This window comes from Pectobacterium nicotianae (assembly GCF_023272715.1).
Taxonomy (GTDB): Bacteria; Pseudomonadota; Gammaproteobacteria; order Enterobacterales; family Enterobacteriaceae; genus Pectobacterium; species Pectobacterium brasiliense.
This window is the reverse complement of record NZ_CP096821.1, coordinates 4,238,107-4,249,709: the sequence shown is the minus strand read 5'-3', so window position 1 is coordinate 4,249,709 and position 11,603 is coordinate 4,238,107. Positions and strand designations below refer to the sequence as shown.

The window sequence follows — 11,603 nt, the reverse complement described above, 5'->3', positions numbered from 1 at the left end:
CTATTTTGCATAAATAGAGGAGGATAAATGAATAAAGCAACGGGGATGACCCGGATTATTAAGGCGACCGGTTATTCCTTTAAGGGGCTGAAGCAGGCGTGGCAGCATGAGGCGGCATTTCGTCAGGAAACGATACTGACCCTTGTCGGCGTCATTATCGCGTGTTTACTGCCGGTTACGCTGGTCGAAAAACTGCTGCTGATTGGGTCTGTGGTACTGATTATGCTGTTTGAGCTGGCCAATAGCGCCATTGAAGCCGTGGTCGATCGCATTGGTCTCGAGCACCACGAATTATCCGGTCGGGCGAAAGATATTGGCTCGGCGGCTGTCTTTGTTGCCATCTTGTTAGCCGCTGTCGTCTGGGGCAGCATCCTCTGGCAACATTTTGCCTGACGGCGCGCATAAATGAGTAAAAGTCAGGAGCTTTACCGATATCTCCATTCCCAATTGTGGCTTACCTGTATATACTCACAGCAAGACTGTATAAACAACCAGGGGGCGGAATGAAAGTATTAACAGCAAGGCAGCAGCAGGTTTATGACCTGATCCGCGATCATATTGCGCAGACCGGAATGCCGCCAACGCGCGCGGAAATTGCTCAACAGCTGGGGTTTCGCTCTCCCAATGCGGCTGAAGAACATCTTAAAGCGCTGGCGCGCAAAGGCGTGATTGAGATTGTATCGGGCGCGTCTCGTGGTATTCGTCTACTGATGGAAGAAGAGACAGGTATTCCTCTGGTTGGTCGCGTGGCCGCAGGTGAACCGCTGCTGGCACAGGAACATATCGAGTGTCACTATCAGGTTGACCCTGCGATGTTCAAACCCAGCGCTGATTTTTTGCTGCGGGTGAGCGGCATGTCGATGAAAGATATCGGTATTATGGATGGCGATTTACTGGCCGTGCATAAAACAGAAGATGTGCGTAACGGTCAGATTGTCGTCGCGCGTATTGACGATGAAGTGACGGTGAAGCGCTTGAAAAAGCAGGGCAATACGGTACACCTCCTCGCTGAAAATGAAGAGTTTGCCCCGATTGTTGTCGATCTACGTCAGCAAAGCTTTTCGATAGAAGGCTTGGCGGTTGGCGTGATTCGTAACAGCGACTGGAGCTAACCATTCGCAGAGATGCACTGCTCGTCCGTCTGGGTCAGTGCATCATGTTCAGTCTGTTAATCTGCTAACCATATATATTTAGTTACATTTCGCGCGCGTTTTCTATGATCCCCATTATCCTTCTGTTTTTTCACTGCTTTTTTCGGTGATCTTCCCTTTCTTAACGTTCATTCCAGTCACAGATTCCTGATATTTCATGTTAAGTGAAATATTCGACTATAATTTTTATCAAGGTAAGCATTTTTATCTTGATTGATCGTTTGTCGATTGATCATTAGCCATCACATTTAGATAGCCCGGTAATCAAGGGAAACAGTGGCGAAGAGCACCGTCATGGTTCACATAGTTATGATGCTGCTTACTGAATAAAACTATTTATCTGAAACTGACGCATGAGTCGTTAGTCACGATTCGTTTATGCGCAATGCACCTAAGGTACGGAGATTCTTATGAATAAAGACCAAGCCAGCGGTAACTGGAAACAGTTTAAAGGTAAAGCGAAAGAGCAATGGGGCAAATTAACGGATGACGATCTGACGGTCATCGAAGGTAAACGTGACCAACTGGTGGGGAGAATCCAGGAACGCTACGGGTACGCAAAAGAAGCGGCAGAGAAAGAAGTGAAACACTGGGAAGAGCACCACAAATATCACTGGTAGCTATCACGGGTAACAAAGGTGATGTCTCTCTCCACAGAAAAAACGATAGCCCTTGGGCTATCGTTTTTTAATCGGAACACTATGGTCGTGATCGCAATGATCCGGCTGCTTGCATGATGCAACTTCCTGACAGCCTCCGCACAACCCGTGTGCTTCCACCACGCTGTGACGCAGCGTAAATCCCGACTGTTGAGCCAGACTACGCAGCGTTTCTTCCACGCCTTCGGTTTGACGTTCTGTGACTTGCCCACAGCGGTCGCAGATGAAAAGGGCGGACGTGTGGCTGTGGTCTTCGATATGGTGACACAGCACATAGCTGTTGTTGGATTCGACGCGATGAATGAAACCTTGTTCCAGCAGAAAATCCAGCGCGCGATAGACGGTCGGCGGTTTCGCCTGAGGTTCAGAAACGCGCAGCAGATCCAGCAGGTCATAAGCACTGATAGCACCGGACTGCTGTGCCATAAGGCGTAAAACCTCTAACCGCTGCGGCGTGAGACGCACAGCGCGCTGCTGACAAATCTGTTCAGCCTGGGCAAGAAGTTTGTCCTGTTTGGTTGAATCCATTGTCATATCACCCTGACGCATTGAGGAACAAGACGGATATCTTACCACGACTGAATAAAAACGCCGAACTGGCGGCGTTTTCCTGCGAAAACCACTTCCTGTAAAAACAACGAACAGAAGCCCCTGCAAAAACAACGGACAGAAGCGTTACACGACCAGATCGATGAGCAGTGCCCGCAAAGGCGACTCTGCCTGTAGCGTCAACGCCGTTTCTTCCTTAATGAAGGCTCCGTCGCCACAGTGCAGTGTTTCACTGTTCTGATTGCCTTTTACCGCCATTGAACCGTGAATCAGCTGGAGGTAGGCCTGATTCCCCTGTAGCGCGATTGTGCTTTGCTCATTCTGCTGGAGGTCGACATGGTGAACCCAAACCTGCTGGCGCAGTTGCAGGCTATTGTGTTCACCTTCCGGTGAGGCAAGCAGCGTATGGTTCACTGAACTCAACCCCATGCGCTGCAACGGGCTGTTCTCGCGGGTCTGGCAGGCATTCAGCCATAATTGCAGCCGCGTCAGCGGTTTGTTGGCGTTGGTATTATGTTCGCTATAGCTGACGTTTGGCTGCGTAGAGAGCAGCAGCACATCTCCGGCTTTGGCCTGAATGTGGCCGCCGTTGCTGTCGCGGTATTCTGCTTCGCCCTGAAGAATAATGTTCAGAATATCAACCCGTGGGTAGGTTCGTGGCTGGAATGATGCCCCCGGTGCCAATACTTCCTGATTGAGCACGCGCAGAGACGCGTAGCCCAGCAGCTGTGGGTCAAAATAGTGACCAAAAGAAAAGGTATAGCGCGCCTGCAACCAGCCATAGTCGGCCTGGCCGCATTGCCCCGCTGCTCTTCGTGTGATCATAATTGTTATCCCCCCAGAGAATTATTTATTGAACTGATAGTAATTGTGTGGACGTTGGATTGTTAGCTAGTTAATCTGGTGGGTATGTTCAAAATTCCTGAATGAGTACGAAGATGGCGAAAGAACGAGCATTGACGCTGGAAGCTTTGAGGGTGATGGATGCGATCGATCGCCGTGGCAGCTTTGCCGCTGCGGCAGACGAGCTGGGTAGGGTGCCTTCGGCACTGAGTTATACCATGCAGAAACTGGAAGAAGAGTTAGATGTGGTGCTGTTCGATCGTTCCGGGCATCGTACTAAATTCACGAATGTCGGGCGGATGCTGCTGGAACGCGGACGTATCCTGCTGGAAGCTGCAGATAAGCTCACGACGGACGCAGAAGCGCTGGCGCGCGGTTGGGAAACGCATCTGACGATTGTGACGGAAGCGCTGATTCCGACTCAGCGAATTTTCCCGTTAATCGATAAACTGGCGCTCAAAGCCAATACGCAGGTATCGATTCTGACGGAAGTGCTGGCGGGGGCGTGGGAGCGTCTTGAGCAAGGGCGTGCCGATATTGTGATTGCGCCAGACATGCATTTTCGCGCGTCTTCCGAAATGAATACCCGCAAGCTGTATACGATGAATAACGTTTATGTCGCCAGCCCAGATCATCCGATTCATCAGGAGCCTGAACCGCTGTCGGATGCAACTCGGGTAAAATACCGTGGGATTGCGGTGGCAGATACCGCGCGCGAACGCCCGGTACTGACCGTGCAGCTGTTGGATAAACAGCAACGTCTGACGGTGAGTTCGCTGGATGATAAACGGCGTGCGCTGCTGGCGGGATTAGGCGTCGCGACTATGCCTTACCCGATGGTTGCACAAGATATTGCCGAAGGGCGTTTGCTGGTGATTGGGCCTGAGCATCAGATGGAAAGCCAGATCATTATGGCCTGGCGGCGAGACAGCATGGGCGAGGCAAAGTCCTGGTTCCTGCGTGAAATTCCGAAACTGCTGAACCAGCCCTAAATCCCGCGCTTTTCGCGGCAAGGTGTGGTTCCGCACCTTGCCGCTCTATTTCACTACTGCTCAGCGAAAATCGACAACAACCCTAGTATAAATCGACAAACGTCTTATCGCGCTGGTGAGGTTGGTTCAGATCTTGTTCTGGACCCAGCGAAATCACGCCATGCGGATTAATCGTGCCGTGGCTACGATAGTAGTGGTGACGAATGTGCGCCATATCGACGGTATCGGCGATGCCGGGCATCTGATAAATATCACGCAGAAAACCGAACAGATTTGGATAATCGCTCAGGCGATATTTATCGCATTTAAAATGCGTGTGATAGACCGGATCGAAACGGATCAACGTCGTCCACAGCCGCAGGTCGGCTTCGGTTAACTGTTCACCTGTCAGATAGCGCTGTTTTGCCAGAATGCTTTCCAGATCGGAGAGCGCGGTGAAAACGGCCGTAGCAGATTCATCATAGGCTGACTGGCTTGTCGCAAAACCAGCTTTGTACACACCGTTATTGACCTTGTCGTAAATCCAGCCGTTCAATTCGTCAATCTGAGCGCGTAGCGCTTCTGGGTAATAATCTCCCGCCGTTGCTCCCACGCCATCAAAAGCGCTATTCAGCATGCGGATGATATCGGCAGATTCGTTACTGACAATGGTGTGCTGCTCAGTATCCCACAGGACAGGTACGGTCACCCGACCGCTGTAGTCTGGCATGGCGTGCAGGTAGAGCTGGTAGAGGAATTCGTGCTGATAGAGTGAGTCACCCGTCGCGGCTTCAAAATCGGTACCGAACGTCCAGCCATGATCGAGCATGAGTGGATGAACCACCGAAACGGCGATGTGATCTTCTAACCCTTTCAACTGTCGCATGAGCAGCGTGCGGTGCGCCCACGGGCAGGCAAGCGAAACATAGAGATGATAACGGCCGGACTGGGCAGGAAAGCCACCTTTGCCGGTGAGGCCGGGTGCGCCATCGGGCGTTACCCAGTTGCGGAATGCGGACTCTGAACGCTTAAAATGGCCGCCGGTAGATTTGGTTTCATACCAGGTATCGTGCCATACGCCGTCAACCAGTTGTCCCATAAATCCTCCCGTTAGTGAGTGATGATAAAACAACGGCAAGCCTTGTATGCTTGCCGTCTCATTCGGTATTCGACTATTAAGTGTAGTACAGGCCGGAAAAGGCTCGTCTTACCACTTTTTGCCCAGCAGGCGGTCGATACTAAATGCGCCTGGGCCTGTTACAGCCAGCAGGAGGTAGCCGCCAGCGATGGTCAGGTTTTTCATGAACATCAGTTGGTTCATGCCTTCCGCAAAGTTAGAGTGGAAAATCAGTGCAGTCAGCAGCGTAAAGCCCGCAGTGAACAGCGCGACGGTACGCGTCAGCAGACCGAACAGAACAGCCAGACCACCACCCAGTTCCAGCAGAATGGTCAGCGGCAGCAGGAAGGACGGCACGCCCATCGCCTGCATATATTGTTGTGTGCCTGCATAGGCATCACCCAGCTTACCGTAACCTGCAACGATAAACAGAATTGGCATTAAGATACGTGCAACCAGCAGTGCAGTACTTTCTAAATTTTTCATCATCTCTCCAATTAATTTTGTTGTGGGCTATATTGCCCTGTTTTGTTTGTTGTAGCAGGTGTGGTCTGAAAACTTGGCCCGCCATCAGGTTATGGGCAGATAGTATAGAGAGATGATTTGCGCTTCCAGCGAGTATAATTGTTGCTTTATTTCAGAAAAATTGATGTTCAGTGAATTGTGCAAGAACGCGCGGTAATGACATGAGCGCGTTAGGTAAAAGTCAGATGAAAAATGTCTTATAGATAAGGCAGATAAGCCGAGATGATAGGAAGGATTACGGACGTGGTTCAAACGTTTTGCGAACGAGTCTGACTGTGCCCCACAGCCCGACGAGGCGGCGTCCCCAGCGAATCATGCGGCTGGGATGGCGCACGCCATAGAGCGCCACGAGGCTGGAACCCACGATCCAGTATTTACGCCACTGCATCAGGCTTTGCCAGCCGCGATCATAACGGGCGGTGGTATCCAGCCAGTGCTTCTTGCCTGCTGATAAATCCAGCCGCTGCTGCTGTATCTGGCGCAGTAGCTGGGTTTTTTCTCTGTCTCGCTGTTGACGCTGGTTCATTTGGGATCGTCCTCCAGCAGCGATCTGTCGGTCGCCAGCTCCTTACGCGTCGCTTTGAGCAAGGTGGAACGACGTACCTTCACGAGTGTCCATATACCGCCTATCAGCGCCAGTCCGAGCAATGTGGCGGTAATACACCCCAGCGCAAAGAGGCGATATTGTGGATCGATGCCCCAGATGATCAGCGCGATCAGGCTCATAATGCCAAAAGCGGCAAAAAGCAGCGTCAGGCCGACCATAATCAGCAACTGAATCAGATTGGCTTTCTCTTCCTCTAATTCAATTACGGCTAGTCGAACGCGGCTTTCCACCATGCTGACAATAATGGAGATGATGCGCTGAGCAGAAGCCATGACCCCGCTTGCGGGGCCTTGTTGTGATTTATCCGTCATAGCAATCCGCTAATTAGCGACGAGACAGCAGGACGCCAAGCACGACACCGACTGCTGCGCCAATGCCGACACCGGTCCACGGATTCTGGCGTACATAATCGTCCGCAGATTCAACCGCTTCTTTGGTTTGGGAGGCGATGCGCTCACCGGTATCGCTCAGGCGACTGCGGGTTTCTTTCAGCGCGCTTTCTGCCTTATTACGCAGCTTGTCGAGTTCCGCTTTAGATTTATCGCTGGAGGTGCTTAATACTTCTTCCAGCGTGTCCGCCAGTGATTTCAATTCGGCGCGTAGGTACTCAGAATTTTGATCTTTAGCCATATTAATAACCCTTCATGTTATAAACCTGAACGTTAACTATAGCTTAAGCTGAGATTTATGCTGCCCTAAACGGTACGGACAATTCTGATAACTCGCTGTAAATTTTAGCGATTTGGTTTTTGAATACAAAATGAACAGTGGTCGTGTGTTTTTTAGGGGCAATGTGGTGATGGGCTATTGCGATGTACCACGTTCTGCGGCGCGCAATTCCTGCTCGGCTTCAGCCAGCTTTCTTTCGCGCTTGAGGGTCTTCTCGGCGTCATCCCCTTTCTGGCGGCTTTCGTTCAGTTCCTGCTGCCGTTCAGCGACGTCTTTGCGTTTTTCTGCAATTTCTTCCTGACGTTTCTCTGCTAATCCGGCATCCGTGCAGTGGGTTTTCACGCCGTCCAATGCCTTCTCTAACCCGTTGATGCGATTCTGATTGCCGTGCTTACGCGCTTCATCGATTTGGCGCTGAATCTCTTGCGCTTTCTGCTGACAGGTCTCTACCTGATTGGCGGTATTCGCCAGTGCATGGCCGGAAAGCAGGACGGATAAGGCAATAATGGATGGAGATAGTTTCATCTTCGTTACCCCAGTTTGGATTGTTTCTGTGTCAGTTTCTGCTGCCAGAACGGTGTCGGGGTTGTCACTTGCTGCGCGGTAATCGTGACTTTAGGTAGAGACAAACGTAGGACATCTCTGGCAGCGATACTCTGTTCTGGCGAGGCCAGACGGACGATCAGGCTATCTTGCTCTGGCGTAATGCTTTTGATCGCAATCCCTTTTTCGTTGAGACGCTGATACACGTAAAAGCCATCTGGCAACGCGGCACCGTCATAAGGCTTGATGTGTAGCATAGCATCGTCCTGGGAGCGGCGTAGTGACTGGGACTGCGTCAATGCAATCATCGGTAGAGCAAGCAATAGCAGTATACGGCCTGCTTTCCTGGAGAAGAGCTTAGAGAATAACCCGCTGATTGACACGGTTAGCTCCCTTTTTCTGTGTTATCTGCTTTAGCGTCACGTTTTTTACGCCACAGGACAAAGAGCGATCCAAACAGGCCGATAAACAGCAGCACCAGCGGCAACATCATCAGGCAGAACATCAGCTCGTCTTCATATTTCAGGAAGACCGTTGTTTTTCCTAAGGCGAAGCCCAGCGTAACCAGAATAAATACCCACAGGAACCCGCTCATCCAGTTAAAGAACTGAAAGCGCGCGTTATTCAGGCCAGACAAGCCTGCGATGGTAGGGAGTAACGTTCTGACAAAAGCCAAAAAACGGCCAACTAAGAGTGCGGACAAACCATGACGGTGGAAGAGCTGGTGAGCGCGCTGGTGATAGTGCGCGGGCAAATGTGATAGCCAGCCCTGAACCACTCCCGTATTGCCAAGCCACCTCCCTTGAATATAGCTGGCCCAACAGCCAAGGCTGGCGGCCGTCGTCAGGAGGAATATCGTAAAAGGGTAATTCATTGTGCCCTTGGCAACGAGGACGCCGACTAAAATGAGCAGGCTATCGCCGGGCAGGAAAGCGGCGGGGAGCAGGCCATTTTCCAGAAAGATAATCAGAAACAGTAATATGTAGATGGTCCATACCAGCTTCGGGTCGGCTAAAATATCGAAATCCTGATGCCAGAGTGCGTTTAACAGTTCTTTGATTAATTCCATCCGGTATTCCTAATACTGCTGTTGCATTTTAGCCTTGGCGACAATCACGCTTCTGGACATGATAAGAGTGAATACAGTGCTAATCCCGTCATACGTCAAGTTGCCTGAAACTCGACGTATTTAGGGTATATCAGGGCACAGGATTATGATTTTTTGATGATCTCTGTTTTTCTGCCTGATAGTGGAGCTGGCGTCTGACTTGATGCTCGCTTTTCGCTGCGAACCCGATAAACAGGCTGCCTGGGGATTGTTTGGTCTTGGCAGACTTTGCATCCAAAGCGACGGATTAAGCGTAAGAAAGACGCGTTAACTGTAACAAAATAGGTGTTACTGAGACAGAAAAATATTACGACAACTGGGGCGGTTTGGGGGGATTTTTCGAAGAAGAGTGGGGATTTCTGCGATATTTTACACTCGCTGACAGAAATCAACGTTTTCTGACTTTTTCCCTTTGGTGCAAAATTTTCCCCCTTCGCTCAAAACAAGGGGGAGGATGCCTATTTAGGACTTGCCCGTGTGTATCTGGTCGAGGTGGACGACTGGATTCTCGGCGAACATATAGCGGTCGACGTTGAATTCGAAATCATCCGTCGTGGCACGAAATAGCATCTGTTTGGTATTTTCCAGATGTTGCCACATCGCGAGTTTGGCCGCGTAAGGATCTTTGCGAATCAGTGCCTTAAGGATGCGGTCGTGCTCTTCGCACCAGCTTTCAATCGACTTGTCGTCAATGTGCTCATGCAGTTTGCGCCAGTAAGGATTATGAATCCGTTGGCTCCACATTTTCTCGACGATGGTTGCCATCGCAGAGTTCTGTGTTGCCAGCGCGACCTGAACGTGGAATTTGAGATCCCACTGAGAATCACGAAAGCGATCTTCTTGCCGCGCGTATTCCTGAATCTCCATCAGTTGGATGATGTCCTGACGGGTCACCTGCGTGGCCGCAAATTCGGCAATGTTGCTCTCAATAAGCTGGCGAGCCTGAAGCAGCTCAAATGGACCCGCCGCGACAAATTCACTATCGCCGCTATTAATGAACGGATTCTTCTGCTGGTTGGAAATAACGTGAATGCCTGAACCCTTGCGTACTTCAACGTACCCTTCGACTTCCAGCATAATAATCGCTTCACGTACCACGGTGCGGCTGACGTTCATTTCTTCCGAAATATAGCGTTCTGCCGGTAATTTTTCGCCAACCTGGTACATACCGCTTTCAATGCGTTGTTTTAATTCTGCGGCTAACTGCTGGTATAGCCGGCGGGGTTCAGTGAGTGCCATGATGATGTCTACTCTCGATAGATGACGGTCCATGTGCCACGTCAGGGCCTGAGTGTCTATCTCGTTAATCTTTCAGGGATGATTTGTTATACCACTTAATCATAGCAGCAACCAATGTTGTGGTCACAGTTATCGCGGTGTGTTATCGGAGGGAGGTGGCTCACCCAGTCGCAGATCATACCGGATGAGCCAGGATAATGCAGGAATTATCAGTGCTGGTTGGCTTCTTTCAACGTTTCCGCCGTGGCGGCGACTTCTGATGCGGGTTGGTTTTTCAACACCGTCCAGATGACGACAGCCCCTAACAGATCGAAGACGGCCAGTGCAGCAAACAGCGGGCTGAAGCCCAGCGTATCGGCCAGCGCACCGACAACCAGCGCAAACATGGTACTTGCCATCCAGGCCGCCATCCCGGTTAAACCGTTCGCGGTAGCCACTTCATTACGACCAAATACGTCAGATGACAGGGTAATCAGCGCGCCGGACAATGACTGGTGCGCGAAACCACCGACGCACAGCAGGGCGATGGCGACGTAAGGGCTGGAGAACAGCCCGATCATGCCCGGTGCGATCATCAGTACTGCGCCCATCGTGACCACCAGCTTGCGGGAAACGATCAGGTTCACTTTGAAATATTTCTGGAACAGCATCGGCAGATAGCCACCCAGAATGCAGCCGATATCGGCGAACAGCATCGGCATCCAGGCGAACATGGCGATTTCTTTCAGGTTAAAGCCGTAGGCTTTAAACATGAACAGCGGGATCCACGCATTGAACGTTCCCCAGGCGGGTTCAGCCAGAAAACGCGGCAGCGCGATGCCCCAGAATTGACGGTTACGCAGGATCTGCCAGGCGGACATCTTCTTCGCGTTATTGGTTTGGTGCTGTGCTTCCTGCCCGCTAAGAATGTAGTCACGCTCTTCGTCGCTGAGTTTCTTCTGATCTTTCGGATGCTTATAGAAGATAAGCCAGCAGATAGCCCAGATCAGGCTTAGCGCACCGGTAATGATGAAAGCCATTTCCCAACTGTGTGCCACTATCGCCCACACGACCAGCGGTGGCGCGATCATGGCGCCGATGGATGACCCCACGTTGAAGTAACCTACCGCAACAGAGCGTTCTTTTGCCGGGAACCATTCGCTACTGGCTTTCAGGCCAGCAGGGATCATGGCCGCTTCTGCCATACCGACCGCGCCACGGGCGATCGCTAAACCCCCCCAGCTATTTGCCAGCGCGGTGCCCATACAGAAGATGGCCCACAGAATGGCGAACATGGCATAGCCAATTTTTGTGCCAAGCAAATCCAGTACATAGCCGGCGATGGGCTGCATAATGGTATAACAAGCTGAGTAGGCAGCAACGATGTAAGAATATTGCTGTGTAGTGATGTGCAACTGATCCTGTAACGTCGGTGCGGCGACAGAAATTGCATTACGCGTCAGATATCCCAGCACGGTGCCAATGGTCACCAGGCCGATCATATACCAGCGTAATCCTTTGATTTTACGCATTTACTTTCTCTCCGAGTCAATAAAAACACAGTGATGGCTCTTGAGTGGCGTCACGGTGTGATGTGTCTTGTGATGTTGTGCGACACGTTTTGTTGTTGTGCTGAACAAGAA

General features: G+C 51.1%; 16 protein-coding genes. 4 read left to right on the top strand and 12 right to left on the bottom strand.

All coding sequences use genetic code 11. The features are described from left to right. Positions 1-27 precede the first annotated feature (27 nt). The 3 genes from MYB54_RS18870 to MYB54_RS18860 all read left to right on the top strand — a co-directional run bounded on the left by MYB54_RS18870 (position 28) and on the right by MYB54_RS18860 (position 1,771). Entirely contained in the window at positions 28-393 is a 366-nt protein-coding gene (locus MYB54_RS18870; RefSeq protein WP_039282393.1) for a diacylglycerol kinase, read from the top strand. Between the two features lie 110 nt (positions 394-503). Then, positions 504-1,112 (top strand): transcriptional repressor LexA, encoded by a 609-nt coding sequence (lexA, locus tag MYB54_RS18865; protein ID WP_010282910.1) that lies wholly within the window; start codon positions 504-506, stop codon positions 1,110-1,112. Positions 1,113-1,561: 449 nt separating this feature from the next. Beyond that, positions 1,562-1,771 carry a CsbD family protein gene (locus tag MYB54_RS18860; RefSeq protein WP_010298839.1) on the top strand — a complete coding sequence of 70 codons (210 nt, stop codon included), beginning with the start codon at positions 1,562-1,564 and terminating at the stop codon, positions 1,769-1,771. A 57-nt stretch (positions 1,772-1,828) separates the two neighbouring features. On the opposite strand, the gene zur is transcribed toward MYB54_RS18860, so the two are convergent. After that, positions 1,829-2,338, bottom strand: a complete 510-nt coding sequence (gene zur, locus MYB54_RS18855) for a zinc uptake transcriptional repressor Zur (protein WP_039496818.1) — start codon at positions 2,336-2,338, stop codon at positions 1,829-1,831. Between the two features lie 147 nt (positions 2,339-2,485). Further along, a complete protein-coding gene (locus MYB54_RS18850) occupies positions 2,486-3,184 on the bottom strand; it encodes a pirin family protein (RefSeq protein ID WP_014914069.1) in 699 nt (232 codons plus the stop codon). 113 nt (positions 3,185-3,297) lie between these two features. Here MYB54_RS18850 and MYB54_RS18845 point away from each other — a divergent pair, with 113 nt between their 5' ends. Beyond that, a complete protein-coding gene (locus MYB54_RS18845; protein ID WP_014914070.1) occupies positions 3,298-4,194 on the top strand; it encodes a LysR family transcriptional regulator in 897 nt (298 codons plus the stop codon). A gap of 82 nt (positions 4,195-4,276) precedes the next feature. Here MYB54_RS18845 and MYB54_RS18840 read toward each other — a convergent pair whose 3' ends face one another. The 10 genes from MYB54_RS18840 to MYB54_RS18795 all read right to left on the bottom strand — a co-directional run bounded on the left by MYB54_RS18840 (position 4,277) and on the right by MYB54_RS18795 (position 11,492). Beyond that, on the bottom strand, positions 4,277-5,272 hold the full coding sequence (locus tag MYB54_RS18840) for a glutathione S-transferase family protein (protein ID WP_039282382.1): 996 nt from the start codon (positions 5,270-5,272) through the stop codon (positions 4,277-4,279). A 108-nt stretch (positions 5,273-5,380) separates the two neighbouring features. Then, positions 5,381-5,776 carry a DoxX family protein gene (locus MYB54_RS18835; protein ID WP_010282928.1) on the bottom strand — a complete coding sequence of 132 codons (396 nt, stop codon included), beginning with the start codon at positions 5,774-5,776 and terminating at the stop codon, positions 5,381-5,383. Between the two features lie 274 nt (positions 5,777-6,050). Then, entirely contained in the window at positions 6,051-6,341 is a 291-nt protein-coding gene (locus MYB54_RS18830; protein ID WP_014914073.1) for a YqjK-like family protein, read from the bottom strand. Beyond that, the gene (locus MYB54_RS18825) at positions 6,338-6,733 is read right to left on the bottom strand and encodes a phage holin family protein (protein ID WP_039282379.1); all 396 of its coding nucleotides are present in this window, start codon (positions 6,731-6,733) and stop codon (positions 6,338-6,340) included. Before MYB54_RS18825 ends, MYB54_RS18830 begins: the two co-directional genes overlap by 4 nt. A gap of 13 nt (positions 6,734-6,746) precedes the next feature. Continuing rightward, a complete protein-coding gene (locus tag MYB54_RS18820) occupies positions 6,747-7,052 on the bottom strand; it encodes an ElaB/YgaM/YqjD family protein (RefSeq protein WP_005971326.1) in 306 nt (101 codons plus the stop codon). 174 nt (positions 7,053-7,226) lie between these two features. Then, on the bottom strand, positions 7,227-7,616 hold the full coding sequence (locus MYB54_RS18815; protein WP_248721200.1) for a DUF1090 domain-containing protein: 390 nt from the start codon (positions 7,614-7,616) through the stop codon (positions 7,227-7,229). A gap of 5 nt (positions 7,617-7,621) precedes the next feature. Then, complete coding sequence (mzrA, locus tag MYB54_RS18810; protein WP_039504343.1) at positions 7,622-8,017, bottom strand: EnvZ/OmpR regulon moderator MzrA; 396 nt, start codon at positions 8,015-8,017, stop codon at positions 7,622-7,624. Positions 8,018-8,019: 2 nt separating this feature from the next. After that, on the bottom strand, positions 8,020-8,703 hold the full coding sequence (locus MYB54_RS18805; protein ID WP_248721199.1) for a DedA family protein: 684 nt from the start codon (positions 8,701-8,703) through the stop codon (positions 8,020-8,022). Positions 8,704-9,204: 501 nt separating this feature from the next. Further along, positions 9,205-9,981, bottom strand: coding sequence for a transcriptional regulator ExuR (exuR, locus tag MYB54_RS18800; RefSeq protein ID WP_010282953.1), 777 nt, complete (start codon positions 9,979-9,981; stop codon positions 9,205-9,207). A gap of 209 nt (positions 9,982-10,190) precedes the next feature. Next, positions 10,191-11,492: an MFS transporter gene (locus tag MYB54_RS18795; RefSeq protein WP_014914077.1), complete on the bottom strand. Its 1,302-nt coding sequence runs from the start codon at positions 11,490-11,492 to the stop codon at positions 10,191-10,193. Positions 11,493-11,603: the final 111 nt, after the last annotated feature.